The sequence below is a fragment of the Caulobacter sp. D5 genome, from assembly GCF_003185805.1.
Classification (GTDB): domain Bacteria; phylum Pseudomonadota; class Alphaproteobacteria; order Caulobacterales; family Caulobacteraceae; genus Caulobacter.
Genome location: NZ_QHJY01000116.1, coordinates 12,701 through 36,374, shown reverse-complemented (window position 1 = coordinate 36,374; position 23,674 = coordinate 12,701). Strand labels below are relative to the sequence as shown.

Here is a 23,674-nt window from a genome sequence, read left to right as displayed (position 1 = left end):
CTGCACGGCGGGGCGCGAACTGGACGTCGGGGGCGCGGGCCGGCGCGCCTGTAGCGCCGCGACCAGGATCGCCAGCAGCGCGAAGCCCGCCGCCGCCAGCCGGAAGGTCAGGCGCGCGCTCACGGCTGGTTGAACATCTTGGCCGAGCCGGGCTGGTAGCCGGCGCCGGGCGTCAGGAAGCGGCGCAGCTGCTCGCGGGCCTGGTCCTGGGCGGCCGCGCGCTGGGCCGCCTCCAGGGTCTGGGCGCGCCCCTGCGCGGCCAGCAGCACCAGGAGGTCCGACAGCTGTTGGGATTGCAGGGCCAGGAGCTGGTTGCCGGCCTGGGCGGCCTGCAGCGCGCCGCTGGCTGATTGGCTGGACGTGACGAGCTGGTCCAGCGATGTGCGCGAGGCGTCGAGGTTGCCGACCACGCCAGCCTGGACCTTCAAGGCGTCCTGGAAGGCCGCGACGCTGTTGGTCCAGCGGGTCTTGGCGCCGGCGAGGAGGTCCTGGCCGCTGGCCGACAAGGCCGCAGGACGGTAGGCGCCGCCGAAGGCCGCGTCGATGTCGGCCACGCGCATCGCCACGCCCTTGGCCTGCTCGACCAGCGCCCGGGTCTGGGCCAGCTGCGATTGCAGGGTCTGCAGGGCCGAGAACGGCAGAGCCTGCAGGTTGCGCGCCTCGTTGACCAGCGACTGGGCCTGGTTCTGCAGGGCGGTGATCTGGTGGTTGATCTGCTCGAGCGACCGGCTCGCCGTCAGGAGATTCTGGGCGTAGTTGGTCGGATCGAAGACCGTGAACTGGGCACGGCTTCCGGTCGGGGCCGTGGCGATCGCCAGGATCAGGGGGCCGGCCGCCAGCAGGCGCCGCCGCGTCGGACGCGGGGTCATCTTCAAGGCTCCAGGTCGAGGGGGGAGAGGAGGTCGGCGGCCCACGGCAGGCCGCGGGCCCGCAGCCAGGCTGCGGCGAAGTCCTCGGGGGCGCCGGCCAGCACTGCGTCGATGGCGGCCTGGTCGGTCTTCGAGGACGCGCCGGCGAAGGCCAGGGCGACTTCGCCCAGCGCCAGGTCGAACAGCCGATCACCGGCCGGGGACTGAACGTAGTAGTCGCGCTTGGGCGTGGCCCGGGCGATGATCTCGACCTGGCGGGCGTTGAGGCCAAAGCCCGCGTAGATGGCCGCGATCTGCGGTTCGAGCGCCCGGGCGTTGGGCAGGAACAGCCGCGTGGGGCAGCTTTCGATGATCGCCGGCGCGATCGGACTGTCCTTGATGTCGGCCAGGGACTGGGTGGCGAACACCACCGAGGCGTTCTTCTTGCGCAGGGTCTTGAGCCACTCGCGCACCTGGCCGGCGAACTGCGGGTCATCCAGCGCCAGCCACCCCTCGTCGACGATGACCAGGGTCGGGCGGCCGTCGAGCCGGCCTTCGATGCGGTGGAAAAGATAGGCCAGCACCGCGCCGGCCCCGGGTGCGCCGACCAGGCCCTCGGTCTCGAAGGCCTCGATGCTGGCCGCGTCCAAGGTCTCGTGCTCGGCGTCCAGCAGGCGGCCCGCGGGACCGCCGACCGCATAGGGCTGCAGCGCCAGCTTGGAGGGGCCGTCCTGCAGCAGCGCGATCAGGCCGCTGATCGTGCGCTGGTCGATGGGGGCGGCGGCCAGCGCGCCGAGCGCCGACCAGAGCCGCGCCTTGCGTTCGGGGCTGGCCTGGATCCCTTCGCGGACCAGCAGGACTTCCAGCCAGTCGGCCGCCCAGGCGCGTTCGGCCGGATCGTCGATCCGCGCCAGCGGTTGCAGCGAGGGCGCGCCGCTACCGCCGAGGTCGTGGAAGGTTCCGCCCATGGCCAGGGTCGCCGCCCGGATGGAGCCGCCGAAGTCGAAGGCGAAGACCTGGGCGCCGGCGTAGCGCCGGAACGACAGCGCCATCATCGCCAGCAGCACCGACTTGCCCGCGCCGGTCGGGCCGACCACGAGTGCATGGCCGACATCGCCGACATGCAGCGCCAGCCGGAACGGCGTCGACCCGGCGGTGCGGGCATGCAGCAGCGGCCCGGCGGCCAGGTGCGCATCGCCCGCCGGGCCGGCCCACACTGCCGAAAGCGGCATCATGTGCGCCAGGTTCACCGTCGAGACCGGCGGCTGGCGGACGTTGGCGTAGACCTGGCCGGGCAGCGTCCCGAGCCAGGCTTCGACGGCGTTCAGCGTCTCGGCGATGACCGTGAAGTCGCGGCCCTGGATGGTCTTCTCGACCAGCCGCAGCTTCTCGGCCGCCGCGCGCGGGTCGGCGTCCCAGACCACCACGCTGGCGGTGACGAACGCCTGGGCCACCTCGTCGGCCCCCAGGTCCTGGAGGGCCGCATCGGCGTCGGCGGCCTTGTTGGCCGCGTCGGAGTCCACGAGGCTGGCGGCCTCGTTGGTCATCACCTCCTTGAGGATCGCCCCGATCGACTTGCGTTTGGCGAACCATTGCCGGCGGATGCGGCTGAGCAGCCGGATGGCGTCGGTCTTGTCGAGCATCAGCGCCCGGGTCGACCACCGGTAGGGGAAGGCTAGGCGGTTGAGGTCGTCCAGGATCCCGGGGAAGGTGGCGGTCGGAAAGCCGACCACGGTGAGCACGCGCAGGTGCTGGTCGCCCAGGCGCGGCTCGAGGCCGCCGGTCAGCGGCGCGGTCGCCAGTAGCGCGTCCAGGTGCATCGGGGTCTCGGGGACCCGGACGGCCTGGCGCGTGGTGGTCGCCGCCCCGTGCAGGAACCCGAGCGTCTCGGCGTCGTCCAGCCAGGCGGCTTCGGGCATGAAGCCCTCGACCAACTGCAGCACACGGTCGGTGCGCTGGACGAAGCCTTGGGTCTGCTCCCACGCATCCAGGCCGTCCTGCGCCCGCCCTTCGATCATCAGGCCGCTGACGCGTCGGGCGTCCTCGGCGGGCGGGCGCCAGACGAAGGTCAGGAAGTAGCGGCTCTCGAAGTGGGCGCCGGCCTCGGCGAACTGCTCGCGCCGCTCCAGGTCGACCAGGGCCGAGGCGGGATCAGGGAAGCGGTCGGCGCCGTAGCCAGCGGCTGGATCACGCCGGGCCTCGACGAACAGCGCCCATCCCGAACCCAGCCGGCGCAGGGCGTTGTTGAGCCGGGCGGTGACCGCCACGAGTTCGGCCGGCGTGGCGCTGTCGAGGTCAGGACCCCGGAAGCGGGCGGTGCGCTGCAGGCAGCCGTCCTTGTTGAGGACGACGCCTGGCGCGACCAGCGCCGCCCACGGCAGGAAATCGGCCAGGTAGGGCGTCAGGTCGGCGTAGGGCTTGAGCGACAGCATCGCGCTCAGGCCCGCAGGTAGGGCGGATAGCGCAGGTGGCGGCGGCCGACCTCGACGAACTGCGGATCGAACCGGGCGGCCCAGGCCGCCAGCGCGTGACCGACCAGCCAGAGCACCAGGCCCACCATCCAGAGGCGCAGGCCAAGGCCCACGGCCGCAGCGAGTGTGCCGTTGGCGATGGCCACCGTGCGGGGCGCCCCGCCCAGCAGCATCGGCTCGACCAGGGCGCGGTGGACCACCGCGAAATAGCCGGCCGGCAGGTCCTGGCTGCTCATGCCGCCAGGCCCGACGCGGTGGTCGTCGCGATCAGGGCGCCGCCGCCGAACGAGAAGAACGACAGGAAGAAGCTGGAGGCCGCGAAGGCGATCGACAGCCCGAACACGATCTGGATCAGCCGCCGGAAGCCGCCCGAGGTCTCGCCGAAGGCCAGCGACAGGCCGGTGACGATGATGACGATCACCGCCACGATCTTGGCCACCGGACCCTCGATCGACTCCAGGATCGACTGCAGCGGGGCTTCCCACGGCATCGATGAGCCGGCGGCGCGGGCGGGGAGCGCGTAGAACAGGCCTGCGGCGCTGACCGCAGTCCGCCCGATCCAGCCTGGCGTATTGAGGGTGAAGCGCACGCGCATGCGGCCCTCGGCCGCGCGAGGGATCGTCATGATGCGTCTCCAAGAGGGATGAGGCGGTAGTCGCCGGCGGCCAGGCCCTCGACCGCGACGAGGTGGGAGAGGCGCCGGGCGTCACCGCGGCCGGTGAGGACGGCGATCACCTCGACCGTCTCGGCGATCAGCTCGCGCGGCACGGCCACAGCCGCTTCCTGGATGAGCTGTTCCAGCCGACGCAGCGCGCCCAGCGGCGTGCCGGCATGGACGGTGGCGATGCCGCCCGGGTGGCCCGTGCCCCAGGCCTTGACCAGGTCGAGCGCCTCAGGCCCGCGCACCTCGCCGACCACGATCCGGTCTGGCCGCAGGCGCAGGGTCGAGCGCAGCAGCTCGGTCAGGGAGGCCACGCCATCCTTGCTGCGCAGCGCCACGGTGTTGGCCGCCGGGCAGCGCAGTTCGACGGTGTCTTCGAGGATGACGATGCGTTCGTCCGCGCCCGCCAGCTCGGCCAGCAGCGCATTGGCCAGGGTGGTCTTGCCGCTGGCCGTCGCCCCCGCCACCAGGATGTTGCGACGCCAGGCGACCGCTCCGGCCAGGGCCTCGGCTTGCACCGCGCTCATCACGCCTTGGGCGACATAGTCGGCCAGGGTCACGGCCCGGATCGCCGGCTTGCGGATGGAGAAGGCCGGTCCGGAGACGACCGGCGGCAGCAGGCCCTCGAAGCGCTCGCCCGCTTGCGGCAGTTCGGCCGAGACCCGAGGGCTGCGGGCGTGAGCCTCGCCGTCGACGTGGTGGGCGACGAGGCGGATGATCCGCTCGCCCTCGGCCGCCCCAAGCACCAGGCCGGTGTCGGCCAGACCCGAGCCCAGGCGGTCGATCCACAGCCGACCGTCGGGATTCAGCATCACCTCGACGACGTCGTCCTGCGCCAGCCAGGCGCGGACGTCGGGGCCTAGGGCTGTGGCCAGCATGCGGCCGGCGCGGTCGCGGGCGTCGTTGGCGGAAGGGTGCGCCGACATCGGCGGGAGCCTCGACAAGGCCCGGCGAACCGGGCGGGAGCCCCCCTAGACAGGGTCGAAATTATCCCGGAGCAACAAGCGTTTAGTGCTGGGAGGGCGCTGGCGTGCAAAGACAGGCGATGGCGTAGACGCTCGCCGGATCATCGCCCGGACTGGACAGGCTGCGGCCTCTCGGCGACCCTCCGCCTATGCCCATCGCGCCCGACGATCCTCGGATCAGAGCTCTCCAGTATGCGGCCGAGACGCGCCGCTTCGAGATCGAGCGCTTCTGGCAGCGCTCGCTGTTCTTCTGGGGATTCATCGCGGCGGCGTTCGTAGGCTTCGCGGCCCTCTCGGATCCGAAACACGATCCTCATCTGCGCCAGGTGATGTGTGCCTTCGGGCTCGTCAGCAGCTTGGCCTGGACTCTCCAGAACCGCGGGAGCAAGTACTGGCAGGAGGCTTGGGAGGCTAAGGTCGAGCGCCTTGAGGAGGACGTCCTCGGCATGCGGCTATGGGGGCGACGGGAGCCGCGACAGGAGAAGGGCTTCTGGGGCGGCTGGCAGTATTCGGTCTCACGCCTGACCACCTTGCTAAGCGACATCACGGTGGTCGCGTGGCTGGCCTTGGGCTTCTTCGCAGCAGGACTGGATCTCGACGCGGAGCCTGACGGCTTGGCCATCGCTATCGCCGCGGCGGCGGGACTGTTCTGCGCGATGCTCTTCGTCCTGGGACGGTCGAGACGGGACGACAACGACGCTGGCGCAGGGGAGCCATCCGCAACACCGAGCGCGGTAGCGGCGCCGGACGCGGGGCAGGCCGACGCGGCGCCGAGCACGGCTTCAACGGTCCGCCGCGCACGACAACCAAAGAGGCCCTCGCGTTCGCAATCCTGAGCCCGGCGGACGGGCTTAGAACGACGGGGTCATGGCTCCGGCGCCTCCGAAGTTGCTCCGGCAATGTCCTGCGGGAGCGTCTTGCCCTTGGCGAGCCGCCGGCCGAGCGCGGATAGGAAGTTCTCGTATCGCTCGCGACCCTTGGCCTGCTGGGCTGGCAAGGCGGCTTCCGGCAGGGCCAGGGTGTTGGCCAGCCAGAAGCGAACGAAGAGGCCCAGCGCCTCCAGGATGATTCCCGCCACCTGCTCGATGCGGTCGGCCTGGCGCGAAAGGCGGTCCAGCCTCCGGCTGAGGGCGGCCTCCAGCTGCTCGGCGCCGTCGGGCGACAGGAAGCTCTCCAGGGCCGCCTCGACGACCAGGGCCTGCGAGAGCCGTCGCCGCAAGGCGTATTCGGCCAAGCGCGCGCCCAGCGCGGGTGGCAGTCGGAAGGTGTGCTTGATCCGCATCGTCAGAGCTCCACACCATCGTCGGGGTCCATCGCCGCCTGGCGCGCCGTCCTGGCCAGGCGTCGGTCGAGGCGGCGGGCCTCCAGCGCGGCGAGGTCTTCGAGCGAGGGATCGTCGAAGTCGAATTCATCGACGTCCGGCCGGGGTTCGGCCGGATCGAGGGGCAGCGTCAGGGTTCGGGGATTGGGGCCTTCGCCTTCCAGGTCGGGCCTGGCGGGGGCCGTCTGCAGCGTCGCCGCCGACAGGGCTGCCCGGGCGGTCCAGCCCTCGGCATCGGTGACTGCGAACCGTCCGGGCTCAGGTGGAGGCAGGACACGCCTGGCCAGCCGAGGGTCCCTGAAGTACCGGGCCTTGCGGGCGCGGATGGGGGCGACACCCGCCAGCATGACGATCTCCTCGTCGGCCGGCAGCTGCATGATCTCGCCCGGCGTCAGCAGGGCCCTGGCCGACTCCGCCTTGGAGACCATCAGGTGCCCGAGCCAGGGGGAGAGACGGTGGCCGGCGTAGTTGCGCATCGCGCGCTCCTCCGTGGCCGTGCCCAGGGCCTCCGAAATGCGCTTGGCTGTCCGTTCGTCGTTGGCTGCGAAACAGACCCGCACGTGACAGTTGTCGAGGATGGCGTTGTTAGGGCCGTAGGCGCGCTCGATCTGGTTCAGCGACTGGGTGATGAGGAAGGCCCGCACCCCGTAGCCGGCCATGAAGGCCAGGGTGCTCTCCAGGAAGTCGAGGCGCCCCAGGACCGGCAACTCGTCGAGCATCAGGAGAAGCTTCTGGCGCTCGCCGACGCCTTCGAGGCTTTCGGTCAGTCGTCTGACGATCTGGTTCAGGATCAACCGGATCAGCGGCCGCGTGCGGCTGACGTCCGACGGCGGCACCACGAGGTAAAGGCTGCAGGGACTGGCCACCAGGTCGGCGATGCGCCAGTCGCAGCGGGCCGTCACGGCCGCGACCACCGGATCGCGGTAGAGCCCCAGGAAGGTCATGGCCGTGGAGAGCACCCCCGAGCGTTCGTTGTCGCTCTTGTTCAGGAGCTCCCGCGCGGCGCTGGCGACGACGGGGTGGGGGCCGGCCTCGCCCAGGTGCGGCGTGCGCATCATCACCGCCAGCGTCTGCTCGATCGAGCGGCGCGGGTCCGACAAGAAGGTGGCTACGCCCGCCAGGGTCTTGTCCGGCTCGGCGTAGAGGACGTGCAGGATCGTCCCGACCAGCAGGGCGTGGGAGGTCTTCTCCCAATGGCTACGCTTGTCGAGGCTGCCTTCCGGATCGACCAGGATGTCGGCGATGTTCTGTACGTCGCGCACCTCGGTCGCGCCGGCCCGTACTTCCAGAAGCGGATTGTAGGCCGAGGACGCCGGGTTGGTCGGATCGAACAGCAGCACCCCACCGAGGCGGGCGCGAAACCCGGCCGTCAGGGTCCAGTTCTCACCCTTGATGTCATGGACGATCGTCGAGCCTAGCCAGGTCAGCAGGGTCGGGATCACCGCGCCCACGCCCTTGCCCGAGCGGGTGGGCGCGAAGAACAGCACATGCTCGGGTCCGGCATGGCGCAGGTAGTCCTGGTGGAAGCGGCCCAGCACGACCCCGTCGTCGTCCAGCAGACCCGCCGCACGGACCTCCTTGTCGCTGGCCCAACGCGCCGTGCCGAACGTCGAGGCGCGATGCTGCTCGCGTCCACGCCAAACCGACAGGGCGATGGCCAGGGCCACGCACAGGATCGCGCCGCCCGCGGCGATAACCGCGCCGCGGAGGAAGACGGCCGGCGCATAGGCGTCGTAGACGAACCACCACCAGAAGAAGGCGGGCGGCGCATAGATCGGCCGACCCGCCAGGACGAACCACGGCGGGCCTAGCCCCGCCTGGTAGTCGAGCGCCGCGGCTGTCCATTGCGTGGCGCACCACACCCCGCAGAGCGCGACACCGCCCACAAGAATGGCCGTAAGCCAAAGGACCTTCGAACCCTGCATCGGACAGGATGAAGGTGGGAGCACGGGGCGAGCGCCAGCGCGAGTTTGGCTTGCTCGTAGCCTGGCGCGCAAAGACAGGCGCTGGCGTAGCGGCCTTTGACCAAGGCGGGCTTTCCACGCTAGTCGAGGACGGTCCTGGCTGGGCGCCCGGCGGCATGTTCAAGCGCTTGCGCTAAAACCCCGGGGGCCCTCGCACGGCCTTTCCAACGTCCCGGCCAGGCGCTGATCGCCGTCTTCAGGGCGTTGGCTGCTATTGGCGGTGAGTAGCGGCCGTTAGGGTTTCGCACTGACATCGAGGGATGAACCTGGTGCGCATCGTGACGACGTTCGGGAGGTTTTTAGCCGCTCGCGCTTGGGAATTGCTGACAAAATGCTCAGAGGCCGTCGACCTGAGTATATATGCTCGCGATATCCCGCTACGTGGGGAACGTTGGATATATGTTCCGCGAGATCGATCCGGTGAATGACATCCCAGCGCGGCAGAATGATGCGGCGAACATCCGCCTGCTGCGCGCGCGGCAGGAGCTGTTCTATCGGGCAAAAATTGTATTCATCATCCAGCTGGTTCTGACTGTTCTGCTTCCCGTGATCGCAGCCATCGTTGGGCTCATGGTCGAAGCCGCGCGGCCGGCAGTCGCTGTGTTCAGTTTGGTCGTAACGCTGCTGGACGTGACCGTGTTGGATAGAACTCAGCGACGTCATATCCGCAGCGCCGCCAAGGTCGCTGAGTGCTTCGACTGTTCCGTCTTGGATTTGCCCTGGAACGCTCTGAGCGCGGGCAAGGCGCCAGACGCCGAGCTGATCGAGGAGGCCGCAACTTCGTGGAGTCGCCACGACACCGACGCGGATCTCGTGGATTGGTATCCTGCGGAAGTTGGACAGACCGATATCGCTCGAGCGCGCCTGCTCTGCCACCGCAGCAATCTCTGGTACGACGCCACCCTGCGACGGTTCAACGGCTCATTGGTGTTGCTGATTGCGTGGGCTATCCCGCTTAGCTTGGCATTGGCCTGCTGGCTGACGAATGTCCCCTTCCAGCAGATCGCTATCGTTCTAACGCCAGCCGCGCCAGTTCTAGTCTGGTCTGTCCGTGAACACTTCCGTCAAAAGGACGCGGCCGAGAGCCAAGAGCAGACCAAGGGTGAGGTCGAAGCGATCCTCGCCCGAATAGATGCGGGCGATGTAGAGCCGGGCGAAGCGAGCGCGTTAGCGCGGGATGTCCAGAACGCCCTCTATAGTCGCCGGGCGTCGAACCCGCTGACGATTCCAGGCCTTTACGGGCTTCGGCGAGCGGCCTTGGAACTCCAGATGAAGGCTGCTGTGGCAGATCGTCTTCGTTGATGTCGGACAGTGCCGAGGTTCTGTGGTTCCGTACACTAGCCCGCCATTGAGGCGACCTTCTTCAGCACCTGTCTCTCCATTTGCTCAAGCAGCGCATTGTTCAGATCGCTGCCTGAAAGCAGAATGCCAATCTCGGATCCTTTCGGTTTCCAAGGGTCTGCCGTGGTCGCCAGCCAATTGAAGCTAGTAACGCAAAGGTTTTTATCGTCCCAAAGCAGGTATTTAGCGTGGAAGTCCGGCCCGACGTCCCGCAAGGCGATCCCCGCATTGGCCAGCTCTGTCTGGGCAGCGATTGCGCGGTCGGGACGCACCGAGTCGGTTGGCCGATTGAACTGTAGTTCGACTGGCAAGTCGCTCTGTGCCGCCACTCTCATTGGCACGAACACCGAGGTTTCACCCGCCGGTCCTAGCAAATCACACGCGCAGACGATCCTTGTTTGAGCATCGTCGCGGGCGTGGCGTACGAGCGCTAGGTGCTCGCGATCGATCAGAAGATCGAGAGTGATATCGCCTTTCACCGGCGATAACCCCGACAGCCGCTTTTTCAGCTTTACCAGGCGATGGACGTCTCCGCCCCAGGAGCCATGGGGGGGTATCAGCAGGGTGGCGAGCATGCCCGCCAAATCCGCCAGTACGCGAGGATCACGGATGCGAATGCTAAGTTCGGTCCAGTCGATCGTCGAAAGCCAGTTACAGGACCCGACGTAGCCTTCGAACCGCCCTTGCGGCCCGCTGTCGGCAATCAGCACCTTCGCGTGGGAGCTAGTTTCCTTATCGGCAAAGAGGATGCGGCGTCTTGCCTTGTCTGGCAGCTTCGCGATGGCTTCCCTGGCAGCGTTCACACCCGCCTGGGAGCGTCGTGTAGCGTCAGCATAGCGTAAGCCCCATAGTAGCTCGATCGTGACGCCCCGATTGGCTGCGGCGGTCAGGGCTGGGAGCAGACGATTGACGCTTCCGCCTGAGACGAAGCAGGAATGGATAACGACGGAGCTACGCGCGTTGGCCAGGACGTGCTCTAGAATCTCCAGATGGGCTTCTGTCCCGACAATCAGATCGTCGGGCCCGACATCGGTTTGGTACCGCCGAGAAGGCCGATAGGCTGCGCCGGCGAGCGCGACAGGAGCGCTGGCCGGCGTGTCGAGCCTTTCAGCTTCTTCCGCGATCGCCTGCCGTAGTGCGAGCGGAGCGTACTCGGGCAAACCTTCGATGTCATCGCCGCCCACCGCCACAAGAGCGTAGAAGTTCTGCGAGTTGAGACGATGATCTACCCACTCCTCGAAGCTTTCGTCCTCGAGCATGAACAGTCGCTCAATTCCATCCGTAGGGCTTACTGTAGGCGTGAAGGTCCGAGACGGCAGGATCGCTGCGCCTGCGGGAATTTTGTCTCTATGGACTAGCGTCAGGTCGAGAGGATCGATCGCGCTGCCGACGAGGCGATCCAGACAGAGGGTGTCTGAGCGACGGCGGGGGACAAGGTTGTCGTTCAGCTTCGTCTTTCGAGCGGACTGAGCTCCCACAGGAGTCGCAGCGAAGCGCACAGCGCTGCCGTGAACCGTCAGCGAGACCCAGCCCGCGCCCATCAACTCAAGGAGTGCCCCTACAACCAGGCGGGTGGGCAAGCCACTTAAAGTCCGAAGCTCATCGAGGGTTGAGTGCGTTTCTGCAAGGTGCCAAAGCAGAGCGTGCTCAAAGGCTGTCCAGGCTCGCCCCTGCTTGACGACGTAGGCGACCCCGACCTTAAACACCGGCAGGTAGAACTGGCGCTTCATGAGGCGTCTCGCTTAAGAGCGGCATAGTCAACCCGAGCTACCCGGCCTGGCACTGTGTTGGCCTCTAGCCAGCTCATCAGTGTCTGGATGTGCACGAGCGGGTCATCCTCGGACAGCCTGGTACCAGTCGGGATACGGCTTTCAAGAAATCGCCAGCTGCCCACCAGAACCAGCTTTCGCCTTGCCCGGCTAAGCAGGACGTTCAGTCTACGCTGGTCGAGAAAGCCAAGCCCCTTGCCGACGCTTTCATCGTTATTTCGGACGAGGGAGACGACCACGATGTCGGCTTCGTTACCTTGGAATTCGTCGACCGTGGCGCCGAGTGCTTTGCCTGCGAACGGTGGCGTAGCAGTTTTCAAGGCGTCCAACCGCCCTTCGTCCAACGCCGTAGCAGCGGCGCCGGCGAGTGCGCGCACTTGACCCCTGTAAGGCGCAAGAAGTTGGACCTCACACGCCTCCCCCGAAACGGGGCGCAATTGTTCGAGAACGGCAATGGCCGCTTCAACCTCTGCGTCGTTGCGATAGCTGCCGCCGGAAATGCGTCCGCCGTGCTCCCCGACCGCGGACTTATCTTCTTGGACCCAGGGAAGGTCTACGAAGACGATAGGCTCGTCGGGAAGCCAACTATTCTCCCGCAGCGTAAACGGGACGGGTTCCTTGGCAAAACGGGCGCGGGCGTCCTCGTGTGTTTCGAGATCGCCTTTGTAGAATCCGTCAGACACGAGCTCGCAGATCACGGGGTGCATTCTGTGCTGCTCATTTAGCCGATACGCCATCTTGACGTTGCGTCGCTCACTGAGCAGGCAGCGGCTAAACAAATCTCCGAAGAACAGCACCATGTCGCGCCACAAAGGCGCGTCTTGCTTAAACCGCTGCCGATCGTCCTCGGTTAAAACGCTAAAGGTGCGGTCGACCAAGCTTGGAGCAAAGCCCCCACCGAGCTTGATTGCCTCCAAGATGCGATCGGGCTCATTGAAAAGCGCGTAGAGCGCCTCGTAGTTGAAGGGCGGTAGTTGTGCTTGGTCGCCGATGAGCACCACGCGCGGGCTGCTCTGCAGAGCTAGAGCTAGGTCGAAGCCGTGGGCCTTGCCAGCTTCCTCTACAATCGACCAGTCGAACCGGGTGCGATTGCCCTCCATTCGGGCGAGGTCGCCGGAGTTGGAGGTGGCCAAAACTATATTCGCCGAATCCCGCACGAGGACTTCGAAGCTGCGCGCTTCCCGGGTCGTGACATCCAGGCCCGCCTCTGCCACTAGGCGTCTTCTCAGGCCATCCGGCAGCTTGTTAGCTAAGTCGCTTTTCGCAAGTGACGCCCGCAAGTCAGTCGCAACCTTGGTGACGTGCTGGTCGTCCTTGTCGTCGTCGAGCCGAATGATCAGCCGCTCTGAGGGATTGGTTTGCTCGGCAAGCCGCTTAAGAAGTTTACGCTCAACGTTCTTCACTGCTTCATGGGACTGCGCCGTGACCAGAATCTGTCGCGTCGGGTCTTCTTCCAGCAGCGTCACGATGCCCGTTTCAAGCAATCGTGTTTTGCCGGTTCCGGGCGGCCCTTGAAGTGTGAAGAGGGGCTGGGTCCCCCAGATCGCGTCGAGGGCTTGCCGTTTGGACGAGTCCAATCCCTCCAGTATTTCGCTCTGGCGCGGCTTGTCGGATGTGTCGCGGCGTGACGCATCGGGGTCAGCGATGGCTGATAGAAGGCCGGCATGCTGTCGCATGTTTTCGATGGCCCGTTGACGGCGCTTGAGCTGGGCCACAGTGCCGCCGAGGCCCGCTGGCATCACATAAGCTTTGGCGCCGTGCAACGGCGGGCGGGCGGCCACTTCATCCGTCCAGAAGACATAGCGGTCGCCAGCAGAGTGATGATAGGCACGTTCGTAGCGCCAGGCCGCGCGACGCGGGCCTTCTCTTCGGACGAGCAGGCCCTCTTCGTCGATTTCAAACTTAAGTTCGTCGCCGGACGGCTTGAGACTGAACAGTCCGTCACGCATCTGTGTCGCGGTCTGGGAGAGTTTGAGACTGATCGCGAGCGAATCGCGCGCTTCTTCCGGAGCGGGTGTGACTTCGATCTCAAAGCCGTCATTGCGCTCGTAAACGTCTACGACCTTCACCGGCCAAATCCGAGCAGCGCTCAGCAAGGCGTCCAGCTGATTGGTCAGAACGAAGAAATCGAGGATTCGCCGCTGCTGCTCCGAAAGGGCCTCGACCCGGGTGTCCGGCGGCAGCACGACATCCCATGCGGCAGCGCGCTGACGGGCCTTAAGCAAAGTGCGCGCAAGCTCTGGCGCCGCTCTTGGCTCGATGTGGCGCCCGTCCAAGGGCACAAGCTGATCGAGAGATTCTGGCGGCGCGAGCTCCACCTTCGTGCAGAACCCAACATCCCATGTTGGTTCGGGCCGGCGCCACTGCTGGACGCTGTATTGGATACGCGCGCCATTCACTACGTACCGCAAGCCGTCATGAGCGCGGATGCTGACATGGGTAGCCGCTTTGAGATCCTGCTCGATAAAGGCAAGTTGGGCGGGAACATCGTCCAGACGGATTGCCTCACGGCCCTGGGTAATCTCGTTGATCGCGCGCGACACGCCGGAGCTGGCGCCAAGCGCAAAGCCAATGATCAGCGGTTTGTCGGGCTGGCTGCTGCGGTGGCTTACTGCTGCGGACGCATCCGCCAGGCGCGGTAAAACCTCTGACGTCTGTGCTAGCCTGAGCTCTGGCGTCGGTTCCAGCAGGCCCATCAGCACAAACCGCTCTTTGGCGTTGAGATGGTTGGAGGTTTCGATCTGGGTCCGCAGACGATCTAGCGGCCGCCGTCCTTTCCGCGAAACATCAAAGCCGAGCAGTTCCGCTACCAGGATTCCAAGGTCGAACCAGTCGGTGGCGAATCCATAGCCACCATCAGTTCTATCGAGCTCTGGTGCTCTTAGGCGCTTTGTTTGGCCTGTAGCGGTACCGGCGCCCGCCGCTGGCGCCGCTACCCGCAGACTCCACTCGAAGCCACTGAGCCGAAAGTCACCCTCGCTGCGATCATCCGCGAAGATGGAGTCCGGACCGAGCGCGCGATGAAGCGTGCCTTCGGCGTGTAGAATACCAAGGCCCGTAGCAATGGTCCGAACACCTCGCCACAGGTTCCGTCGCCCAGCCGGTGTGCGCAACGCTCTGATGGAACCAGATCTTCGGGAATCTAAGGCCAAGACCGAGAGCGGGAAACGATCCCCTGCATCGAGGACGACATAGTACCGCTCCTCATCGACCCCTAAATCTCGCAGGCGAACAAAATGTTCTTCGCTTCGCGGATACCCATTCAGCCGCAGCAGGGTCCGCGTTTCGAGGTTCCAGAGGCCAGCAAGATCTCGCAACGCGCCTGTTCGAGGCCAAGTGCGCGCAAAAAGGAAAAGTCCGCCATCCGTGGCTTCCCAAAGGGAAGCACGCAGGCCCGCCTTGTCACCGCGCAATATAGGCTTTGTCAGCTCATAGTCGCCACAACGGATGATCACTTGAGGTCGCCCCTACGTTGCGCGCTATTTGATCGATGAGTTGAGGATTTGGCTAGTCGATTCCTGGCCTTTACCTCGCGCTTGCGAAGCCGTCTGACATGCCCCTCAAACCGAGGTCAGAGGCGCGAAATCGCGTACAGGGCATTGGTGAACGGTCGGTATCGCGCTGCGACCAATGGTGTTCTGTGGTCGGCCCCGTCAGGCAGAGGCGACGACCCGGTTAGTGGTCGCGCGTTGTGAAGGTTCCGCGCCATTGTACGCCAGATCGTGCGAAGGCGCGGACGTTGGCTTCAGGTCTGGCTCGACTGCAGCTCGTCGATCATCTCGAGCATCTCGCGCAGTTTCTCGCGCGCGCCGGCCAGTTTGCGGGCGGTGACGAGGTCGTGACGGCCGGCCAACTGCAGGACCGTCTCCAACACCTCTTCGGAATGGCGCACGAGCTCGACGAGGTTCTCGCCGTTGGGGCCGTTGTTGGCCGCGAACCAGTTGCGCACCGCCCGCGGATTGGTCCGGGTCAGGCGCACGACGGTCTTCACGGCCGCCGGGCTGTGGCCGTACTGGCGGCGCAGCGCCTGGGCGATCGCGGTGGTGAAATCGAAGCCCTCGGTGCTGGTCTCGGGGAAAGGCTTTTCCGTATTTGACCGAAGTTTTCGGTCCTTCTGCGAACGCGACATACCCACACCATCCGACCTAGGGTTTGGACGGAGCCGAACGGCTCCAAGGCTCCTGAAGACGTGTGAGGCGGGTGTTTCCCCTGATGGATATCGAAACGAACGCGGATTTCCGCGGCGTGGCCGTGCGCGCCGCCCGCTACGTGCGCATGAGCACGGACCACCAGAAGTATTCCACCGAGAACCAGGCCGAGATCATCGACCAGTACGCCGCCCGCCGCGGCTTCGAGATCGTCCGCACCTACGCCGACGAGGGCAAGAGCGGCCTCAAGCTCGAGGGCCGTGACGCGCTCAAGCAACTGATCGCCGATGTTCGCGGCGGCCGGGCCGATTTCGAGGCGATCCTGGTCTACGACGTCAGTCGCTGGGGCCGCTTCCAGGACGCCGACGAAAGCGCCTACTACGAGTTCCAGTGCCGCGAGGCCGGCATCGTCGTCCACTACTGCGCCGAGCAGTTCGAGAACGACGGCAGCCTCAGCGCCACGATCATCAAGAGCATGAAGCGCGCCATGGCCGGCGAATACTGCCGCGAGCTGTCGGCCAAGGTCTTCATCGGCCAGTGCCGGCTGATCAACCTCGGCTTCCGCCAGGGTGGCCCGGCCGGCTTTGGCCTGCGCCGCCTGCTGGTCGACGAGCACCGCCAGCCCAAGGCGCTGTTGTCGCGCGGCGAACACAAGAGCCTGCAGACCGACCGGGTGGTGCTGACCCCCGGCCCGGCCGAAGAGGTCGAGGTGGTCAACCGGATTTACCGGCAGTTCGTGCTCCACCGGCGCTCCGAGCGCGAGATCGCCATCCTGCTGAACGGCGAGGGCGTGCTCACCGACCTGGAGCGTCCCTGGACGCGCGGCACCGTCCACCAGGTGCTGACCAACGAGAAGTACGTCGGCAACAACGTCTACAACCGCGTCTCCTTCAAGCTGAAGAAGAAGCGCGTGGTCAACGAGCCGGACCAGTGGGTGCGGTCCGACGGCGCCTTCGAAGGCATCGTCGATCCCGACTTCTTCATCGCCGCCCAGCGTATCATCGAGGAGCGCAGTCGCCGTTTCACCGACACCGAACTGCTAGAGCGGCTGACGATGCTGCTGGGCGAGCGCGGGTGCCTCTCGGGCCTGATCATCGACGAGGTCGAGGACATGCCGTCCAGCGCTACCTACCGCAGCCGCTTTGGCAGCCTGGTGCGCGCCTATCAGCTGGTCGGCTACGCCACCGACCGCGACTACCGCTACCTGGAGACCAACCGGGCCCTGCGCGCCCTGCACCCGCGCGTGGTCGAGCAGACGGTCGCCGGCATCCGGGCCCTGGGCGCCAAGGTCCGCGTCGATCCGGCCACCGACCTCCTGACCATCAACGAGGAGTTCACCGCCTCCCTGTCGATCGTGCGCTGCGCCTCGCTTGAAGGGCGCAACCGCTGGAAGATCCGGCTCGACACGGGCCTTCGCCCCGACATCACCATCGCCGCCCGCATGGCCCCCGGCAACGAGGCCGTGGGCGACTACTACCTCCTGCCCTGGATCGACATGGGCAACGCGGCGCGGCTGCGCCTGGGCGAGGACAACGGGGTGTTCCTCGACGCCTATCGCCATGACAGCCTGGACGGCTTCCTGGACCTGACCCGCCGCACCGACCTGAGGCTGGCGGCATGACCAACCCTTCCGAGACCATCCGGTCCATCGCGATCTCCAGCATCACCGTCCTCAACCCGCGCTCGCGTAACCGCAGGATCTTCCAGGAGCTGGTCACCAGCATCGCCAACCTCGGCCTCAAGAAGCCGATCACCGTCAGTCCGCGCGAGGACGGCGGCTACGACTTGATCTGCGGCCAGGGCCGGATGGAGGCCTTCATCGCCCTGGGCCAGGACGAGATCCCGGCGGTGGTCATGGAGGCCTCGGTCGAGGACTGCTACGTGATGAGCCTGGTGGAGAACCTCGCCCGCCGCCAGCGCACGCCACTGGAGCTTGTGCGCGAGATCGGCGCGCTCAAGGACCGCGGCTATTCGGTCTCCGAGATCGCCCGCAAGACCGACTTCAGCCCCGAATACATCTGGGCGATCTGCTTCCTGCTGGAGAACGGCGAGGACCGGCTGATCAACGCGGTCGAGCGGGGCGTCATCCCCCACACCATCGCCATGGAGATCGCCAAGGCCGGCGACCACGAGCTTCAGGGCGCCCTGGCCGACGCCTATGAGCAGAAGGCCCTGCCGGGCAACCAGATGATCGCCATCCGCCGGATCATCGAGCAGCGCCGCACCAGCGGCAAGGCCGGCCACAGCGGCTCGCGAGGACCCAGCGCGACCTCGCGCCTGCGGGTTACCGCCGACTCCCTGGTGCGGGCCTACCGCAAGGAGACCGACCGCCAGAAGCTGATGATCAAGAAGGCCTCCCTGGCCCAGAGCCGGCTGTTGTTCGTCGTCAACGGCCTGCGCCGGCTGCTCGACGACGAGAACTTCGTCACCCTGCTGCGCGCCGAGGCCATGCACACCCTGCCCAAGCCCCTGGCCGAGCGTCTCGGCGTGGCGGAGGCCTGAGCATGGGGCCGGTCAAGGCCGCCTTCGAGCGGCGGATGGTGGTGCTGCGCCTGGACGAGATCCTCCCAATGCGCAAACTCCCCGACAAGGTGGTGGCCTCGCTGAAGTACCGCCGCATCGCCCAGTCGGTCGCCGAGGTCGGCGTGATCGAGCCGCTGGTGGTGGTCCGCTCGCCCGGCCAAGGCGCCTTCATGCTGCTGGACGGCCATGTGCGCCTGGCCATCCTCAAGACCCTGGGTCAGGGGGAGACCCGCTGCCTGGTGGCCGACGATGACGAGGCATTCACCTACAACAAGCGGGTCAACCGCCTGGCCACCATCCAGGAGCACTTCATGATCGTGCGGGCCCTGGAGCGCGGCGTGCCCGAGGAGAAGCTGGCCCGGGCCCTGGATGTCGACGTCAAGGCCATCAAGCGCCGCCGAAGCCTGCTGGACGGCGTCGCCCCCGAAGTCGTCGAGCTGCTGAAGGACCGCGCGGTCAATCCCGTCGCCTTCGACGCCCTGCGCAAGATGAAGCCGCTGCGCCAGATCGAGGTGGCCGAGCTGATGATCTCGGCCGGCAACTTCACCTCCGCCTACGCCAAGGCGCTCCTGGCCGCCACCCGCCAGTCCGACCTGGCCAACGCCAGCAAGCCCAAGAAGGTCGCGGGCATGACCGCCGACCAGATGGCGCGGATGGAGCGCGAGATGGAGTCCTTGACCAAGGACTTCAAGGCGCTGGAAGTCTCCTACGGCGACGACGTCCTGCACCTCGTCATCGCCTCGGGCTATCTCTCGCGCCTCGTCGGAAACTCCGAGATCGAGCGCTACATGCGCGGCCGCCATCCGGAAATCCTGGATGAGTTCAGGGCCATCATCGCGGCCGCCTCGCTCGACCAGTCGGTCGGCGGTCCGGCCGAGCCGCCCTGACCCGCGTGCGGCCGGGATGCGGCGATTGGCCGGTCGGGCGGGAATGCCGACCGGGGCGGGGGGCGGCTCGCGCGTCTATGGGAGTTTGATCGGAGCCCCCATGTTCGCCTACGACATCGTCGAGCAGACCGGCCAGGAGTCGGTGGTCCTCGCCAGCTTCACCGCGCCGTGGTCGGCCAGCGTGCCCATCTTCAACGCAGCCGCCCACGCCTACTTCGCCGCGCTGGGCGGCGGCCCTGGGCGCGCCCTGTTCCTCTACGCAACACTCGAGGACGATAGCGAGCCAGTCCGCACCGCGCTGGTGTGCAGCGCGCATCGGGTCGGCGACGCCGCGGGGGGGGACGTCGAGATCCGGTCCGGGCCCTTGCTCGACGCGGCCTTCAGGTCGCGCCGGCACTAGAGACTGTACGACGCCCGGATCCGTGACCTCCGCCAGGAGGACGGTCTTCCGATCTGAGCTGCGGGATGGGCGCCAGCTGAAAAGGGGCAGCGTGAGCCCCGGGGAGGAGTCGGTCATGCCGAACGAGATCGTGTGTGAGAAGGTTGTTCCTGCGGCTCAGTACCTTCGGATGTCCACTGAGCATCAGCGCTACTCGCTTGAAAACCAGCGCGTGGCCATCGCGGCCTATGCCGCGCTGCGCGGCTACGCCATCGTCGAGACCTTCATCGACCCCGGCAAGAGCGGCTTGAGCCTGAACGGCCGCAAGGGGCTGAAGCGTTTGCTGGCCGAGGTCCTCCAGGGGAGGCCACGGTTCCGCGAAATCCTCGTGCTCGACGTGAGCCGATGGGGGCGCTTCCAGGACGTGGACCAATCGGCCCACTACGAGTTCATCTGCCGACAGGCCGGGATACCCGTCCGCTACTGCGCCGAGCCCTTTGAAAACGACGGCTCGCCCATGTCTTCCATCATGAAGCACATGAAACGTGTCATGGCGGCCGAATATAGCCGGGAGCTATCAGCGAAAGTTGCTCGCGCGCAGCGCCTGCAAGCCTCGCTTGGCTTCAAGCAAGGAGGCTTCGCGCCCTTAGGTTTGAGACGGATGCTGATCGACGAGGATGGTCGCCAGCGCGGTCTCCTCAAGCGTGGTCAACACAAGCGGGTCAACACCGACCGAACCATCCTCGTGCCAGGCCCGCCCTCGGAGATCGCGCTGGTCAGGCGCATTTTCAAACTCTACGTCGACGACAAGCTTTCCTTTCAAGCCATAGCCCGCCGCCTGAATGGGAGCGGCAAACGCCGAGCCGGGACGCTGTTCAAGCCGCTCGCGATCCAGACAATCCTGAGCAATCGCCTCTACATCGGCGAGTACGTCTTCGGCAAAACGGCTTCGAACCTGGGCAACGTCGTGCGGTTGCCTGAAGATCGTTGGGTGGTGACCAAGATCATGGACCCCCTGATCCCCGAGGACCTGTTCTGGCGAGCGCAGGGCCACATGGCCGCCACCCGCAAAGGCCACGTCACAACCGAGAAGCTTCTGGCCGACCTGGCCCGATTGTTCGCGATGCACGGCACGCTGTCGACGAAGATCATCGATCAGGATCCAAGCTGCGCGTCCGCGCACAGCTACATCCGTCGCTTCAAGACCCTTCGGGCCGCCTTCCGCCTCGTCGGGTTCGAGGATTACAAGCCATACGCCAGGCAGCGGCCAGTCGATCACCCCGTCTCCGAACTTATGGACGGCCTTCGAGCGATCTGGGACAGGCACGGCGCGATAAGCGCCAGGCTGATCAACGCCGAGGGGCCTTATCCGGCGCGCTACTACCGCTGGCGGTTTGGGTCGCTGACGAAAGCGTACGAGGCCAGCGGACTACCATCGGGCGCGCGGGAGCGGCGACGTACTGGCGCGAGGGTCACTGCCGCTCTTGGTCCTGCTGTCGCCAAGCCTGAGGTGCGGCGAGCCACTGACGCGGAACTGATCGACCATCTGCGCCAGCTCTATATCCAGCACGGGTACGTGACCGCCGAAATGCTCAATGACATTACGAGCCCCTACAAGGCGTCGAGATACCGCGAGAGGTTCGAGACCCTGGCGAACGCCTATGCGCTCGCAGGCCTGGCCTCGACGCAGTCGTCGATCATGAAGGCTGCCTATCAGCGGGTGAGAGACAGGGCCGACCTCGCGAGCGCAACGACGCCTCCTACAGCCGGCGGCGCCGCTGCCCTTAACAACTAGGGCCACCGTTCGACCCTGGTTGGACCTCAGCGCGGGAAAAGCCCGCGGACCTTCACCAGGAACAGGACGCCCATGCTCAAGTCTTGCTGACGCCCGCTGCCGCGGTCGCGGGCTTGGGGCTCCGCCCCGGGCGCGCTGCGGACCGGCTTCCGCCCAGCTTCGGCCCCTTCGGGTCCTGCAGCCGGGTCCCCGCGAAGCCGGCGCCTCCGCTTGCACCCCCGGTCTCGCCGACGGGCAAGGGTTCATGCTGAACCCCTGAAGCGAGGTTGGAACCATGGGAAAGGCCGCTGCAGACCTGGAGCCGCGCATCTATGTCGCGTGCTTGGCCGCCTACAACGAGGGGCGCCTGCATGGCGCCTGGATCGAGGTCGGCGAGGATGTCGAGGACGTGCGCGCGGCGGTCGCCGCCATGCTGGCCGCCTCGCCCGCGCCGGGCGCGGAGGAATACGCCATCCACGACCACGACGACTTCGGCGGGGTGGAGGTCGGCGAGTACATGCCCCTGGAGGCGGTTGTGGAGATCGCCGAATTCCTGCGCGAACGCGGGAGCCTCGGGGCCTTGGTGCTGGCCCATGTCGGCGGCGACCTGGAGTCGGCCCGTGACGCCTTCGATGAGTATCGCGGGGTCTATCCCCGGCTGTCGGACTACTTCGCCGAACTGACCGAGGAGACCGTGACCATCCCCGAGGCCCTGCGCCTCTATATCGATTACGACGCCATGGCCCGTGACGCGGTGCTCGGCGGAGAGGTCTTCACCGTGGAGACCGCCCACGACGAGGTCCATGTCTTCTGGGCGCGGTAGGCTTTTCGCCGGCAAGGTCGCCGGTCCCCACCAAGCGGGGGACCGGCGACGACCAGCGCGCCTATTCGGCGGCCAGGATCTGCGGATCGGCCGCGCGCAGGCCGAACGCCGCCGGGACGTACGGGGCGGCGGCGTTGTCGATGTGCTCGATGTGCGGGGTCGCCGCGCCGGTCACCGGATCGCGCGTGAAGACGACGTGGTCGGCCCGGCGGACGAAGCCGTCGAAGCGGCGCGCGGCGTGGCGCTGATCATGCGCGCCGGCCAGGCCCTGGGCGTCGCGGAACGGATCGCCGCCTTGTTCGCGGCGCTGTTCGGCGGCCAGGTGGACTGCGCGGTACTTCCATGGCGCCTGGGCCAGGGCGACCCGCAGCCGGCGGGCCTGAAGGGTGTCGTGCTCCGGATAGGCGATGATGAGCCCTCGGCCAGCGTCGCCGACCTTCCCGCCCACCGCCTCATAGGCGTCGATCCAGGCCCGGGGATTGAAGGTCAGGGCTTCGGGGACGGCATAGGCGCGCCCGGCGAGATGCAGCAGGTCGAGGTAGCTCTGAACCGGGTAGGCCTGATCGAGATAGGTGTGCAGGCAGAAGGCCACGTAGCCTGGATCGGCCAGGCCCATCTTGTCGTCGTCCATCCACCAGGCCCGCTTCTCCATGGCGTAGAGCAGGGCCGAGACGGTCGGGGGCGGCAGCTCCAGCAGTTCGTCGATCGCGATGTCCTTCTCGTCGCACAGCCGTTCGAGTTCGGCGCTCCGACGATTGCGCTCGGGGTCCTGGACATGACGGAAGAACCCGTCGCGCTGTTCGATCGCCGCCAGCGCCTGGGGACGCAGCAACGCCTTGGCGTGGGGCGTCAGCAGGACATCGTTGTCGAAGTCCTCGATCGAGAGCCAGCGGATCGACTCGCGCTGGTGCAGTCCCGGCGCGCGGCAAGCCGGATCGAGCGTCCGGTGCAGCCGGTCGGTGTCGTCGTCATGCTCGGCGCAAAGCGCCTGGTAGCGCTGCTCGACGGCCTGATGGCGCTCGAACGCCAGCGCCCATTCCGATCCTGGCGGGGCCAGCGTCGTCTGCGCCAGCGCGGCGAGGTCCTTGGCCAGCGCCAGGGTCAGGGGCGTACAGTCGAAGCCGTCCAGGTCTTCCAGCCTGCCGCTGTCGCAATGGACACGGACATAGCCGTCGATCTTGGCGAGCATGTCGCCGACCGACAGCGCCGGCGCCGCCAGGATGGCCAGGGCGGCCGCCTGCATCGCGTTGGAGGCGGCCAGTTGCCGCGCCTCCGACCGGCGCATGGCCTGCTGGGTCCGGTCCTGGCGGCGGCGAAGCGGCTCCGTCGCCGCCAGCCAGGGCTCCAGCGCCGCCACATAGGGCGCGGCCAGCGCCGCGTCGCCATCGCAATAGTCGAGGACGGCTTCGACGGTCTCCAGGCGGATCGGTTGCGGCGGGATCGGCCGGGTTTCGGCCGCGCCGTCGCTATACGTCATGGTGACGCCCACGAGCGTCCGGCCCTTGGGCGGGACGACGAGCGCCGCCGGCAGCGGCGTCGCTTCCAGGGCCTTGCGGGCCGAAAGGTAGCGGTCTTCCGCCTCGCCGTGCCGGTCGAAGGCCGGCTCGAACTGGTCGAGCTTGATCGTCAGGGCCGCTTCGGTGAGGCCTGCAAGAACGGACGCCGCGCCGAAGGCGCCCACGTTCGAGGCGATGTCCGAGGCGGTGGTGATTTTCGTCATGGTGATGTTTCCTGGACCGGTTGCAAGAGGACGGTCCCATCGCGCCAGGCGACGGACCGCGCGTCATTGAACACGGGTTT

Annotated in this window: 19 protein-coding genes; 8 read left to right on the top strand and 11 right to left on the bottom strand. The window is 66.8% G+C overall.

Annotated features, from left to right (window positions below):
* Positions 1–119 precede the first annotated feature (119 nt).
* From trbJ to trbB, 5 genes are read right to left on the bottom strand one after another with little or no spacing between them, the layout of a single operon-like run.
* Complete coding sequence (trbJ, locus tag DMC18_RS08850; RefSeq protein ID WP_110117576.1) at positions 120–869, bottom strand: P-type conjugative transfer protein TrbJ; 750 nt, start codon at positions 867–869, stop codon at positions 120–122.
* A gap of 2 nt (positions 870–871) precedes the next feature.
* The gene (gene trbE / locus DMC18_RS08845; RefSeq protein ID WP_110117575.1) at positions 872–3,280 is read right to left on the bottom strand and encodes a conjugal transfer protein TrbE; all 2,409 of its coding nucleotides are present in this window, start codon (positions 3,278–3,280) and stop codon (positions 872–874) included.
* A gap of 5 nt (positions 3,281–3,285) precedes the next feature.
* Positions 3,286–3,555 carry a VirB3 family type IV secretion system protein gene (locus DMC18_RS08840; protein WP_110117574.1) on the bottom strand — a complete coding sequence of 90 codons (270 nt, stop codon included), beginning with the start codon at positions 3,553–3,555 and terminating at the stop codon, positions 3,286–3,288.
* A complete protein-coding gene (locus DMC18_RS08835) occupies positions 3,552–3,944 on the bottom strand; it encodes a TrbC/VirB2 family protein (RefSeq protein WP_199228260.1) in 393 nt (130 codons plus the stop codon). Before DMC18_RS08835 ends, DMC18_RS08840 begins: the two co-directional genes overlap by 4 nt.
* Entirely contained in the window at positions 3,941–4,906 is a 966-nt protein-coding gene (gene trbB, locus DMC18_RS08830; RefSeq protein WP_110117573.1) for a P-type conjugative transfer ATPase TrbB, read from the bottom strand. Before trbB ends, DMC18_RS08835 begins: the two co-directional genes overlap by 4 nt.
* 188 nt (positions 4,907–5,094) lie before the next feature.
* Between trbB and DMC18_RS08825 the strand changes: the two genes are divergently transcribed.
* On the top strand, positions 5,095–5,781 hold the full coding sequence (locus DMC18_RS08825; protein WP_110117572.1) for a hypothetical protein: 687 nt from the start codon (positions 5,095–5,097) through the stop codon (positions 5,779–5,781).
* Positions 5,782–5,810: 29 nt separating this feature from the next.
* Here the strand turns inward: DMC18_RS08825 and DMC18_RS08820 are convergent, their stop codons facing one another.
* The gene (locus tag DMC18_RS08820) at positions 5,811–6,227 is read right to left on the bottom strand and encodes a CopG family transcriptional regulator (RefSeq protein ID WP_110117571.1); all 417 of its coding nucleotides are present in this window, start codon (positions 6,225–6,227) and stop codon (positions 5,811–5,813) included.
* A 2-nt stretch (positions 6,228–6,229) separates the two neighbouring features.
* The gene (locus DMC18_RS08815) at positions 6,230–8,191 is read right to left on the bottom strand and encodes a conjugal transfer protein TraG (protein WP_110117570.1); all 1,962 of its coding nucleotides are present in this window, start codon (positions 8,189–8,191) and stop codon (positions 6,230–6,232) included.
* A gap of 438 nt (positions 8,192–8,629) precedes the next feature.
* Between DMC18_RS08815 and DMC18_RS08810 the strand changes: the two genes are divergently transcribed.
* Positions 8,630–9,532, top strand: coding sequence for an S-4TM family putative pore-forming effector (locus tag DMC18_RS08810; RefSeq protein WP_146218019.1), 903 nt, complete (start codon positions 8,630–8,632; stop codon positions 9,530–9,532).
* A gap of 35 nt (positions 9,533–9,567) precedes the next feature.
* Here DMC18_RS08810 and DMC18_RS08805 read toward each other — a convergent pair whose 3' ends face one another.
* The 3 genes from DMC18_RS08805 to DMC18_RS08795 form a co-directional block, all read right to left on the bottom strand.
* Positions 9,568–11,301, bottom strand: a complete 1,734-nt coding sequence (locus DMC18_RS08805) for a phospholipase D-like domain-containing protein (protein WP_110117568.1) — start codon at positions 11,299–11,301, stop codon at positions 9,568–9,570.
* Positions 11,298–14,795 (bottom strand): AAA domain-containing protein, encoded by a 3,498-nt coding sequence (locus tag DMC18_RS08800; protein WP_110117567.1) that lies wholly within the window; start codon positions 14,793–14,795, stop codon positions 11,298–11,300. Before DMC18_RS08800 ends, DMC18_RS08805 begins: the two co-directional genes overlap by 4 nt.
* Positions 14,796–15,085: 290 nt before the next feature.
* The gene (locus DMC18_RS08795) at positions 15,086–15,469 is read right to left on the bottom strand and encodes a hypothetical protein (protein ID WP_110117566.1); all 384 of its coding nucleotides are present in this window, start codon (positions 15,467–15,469) and stop codon (positions 15,086–15,088) included.
* An 83-nt stretch (positions 15,470–15,552) separates the two neighbouring features.
* On the opposite strand from DMC18_RS08795, the gene DMC18_RS08790 reads away from it, so the two are divergent.
* The 6 genes from DMC18_RS08790 (at position 15,553) to DMC18_RS08765 (ending at position 21,874) form a co-directional block, all read left to right on the top strand.
* On the top strand, positions 15,553–17,109 hold the full coding sequence (locus tag DMC18_RS08790; RefSeq protein WP_199228259.1) for a recombinase family protein: 1,557 nt from the start codon (positions 15,553–15,555) through the stop codon (positions 17,107–17,109).
* Positions 17,106–17,990 (top strand): plasmid partitioning protein RepB C-terminal domain-containing protein, encoded by an 885-nt coding sequence (locus DMC18_RS08785; protein ID WP_110117565.1) that lies wholly within the window; start codon positions 17,106–17,108, stop codon positions 17,988–17,990. Before DMC18_RS08790 ends, DMC18_RS08785 begins: the two co-directional genes overlap by 4 nt.
* 2 nt (positions 17,991–17,992) lie before the next feature.
* Positions 17,993–18,898 carry a plasmid partitioning protein RepB C-terminal domain-containing protein gene (locus DMC18_RS08780; protein WP_110117564.1) on the top strand — a complete coding sequence of 302 codons (906 nt, stop codon included), beginning with the start codon at positions 17,993–17,995 and terminating at the stop codon, positions 18,896–18,898.
* 100 nt (positions 18,899–18,998) lie between these two features.
* Positions 18,999–19,298 (top strand): hypothetical protein, encoded by a 300-nt coding sequence (locus DMC18_RS25960; protein WP_158285884.1) that lies wholly within the window; start codon positions 18,999–19,001, stop codon positions 19,296–19,298.
* A 115-nt stretch (positions 19,299–19,413) separates the two neighbouring features.
* A complete protein-coding gene (locus DMC18_RS08770) occupies positions 19,414–21,072 on the top strand; it encodes a recombinase family protein (protein WP_146218018.1) in 1,659 nt (552 codons plus the stop codon).
* 274 nt (positions 21,073–21,346) lie between these two features.
* Positions 21,347–21,874, top strand: coding sequence for an antirestriction protein ArdA (locus DMC18_RS08765; protein WP_110117562.1), 528 nt, complete (start codon positions 21,347–21,349; stop codon positions 21,872–21,874).
* 61 nt (positions 21,875–21,935) lie between these two features.
* Here the strand turns inward: DMC18_RS08765 and DMC18_RS08760 are convergent, their stop codons facing one another.
* Entirely contained in the window at positions 21,936–23,594 is a 1,659-nt protein-coding gene (locus tag DMC18_RS08760) for a hypothetical protein (RefSeq protein WP_110132865.1), read from the bottom strand.
* Between the last annotated feature and the right edge of the window lie 80 nt (positions 23,595–23,674).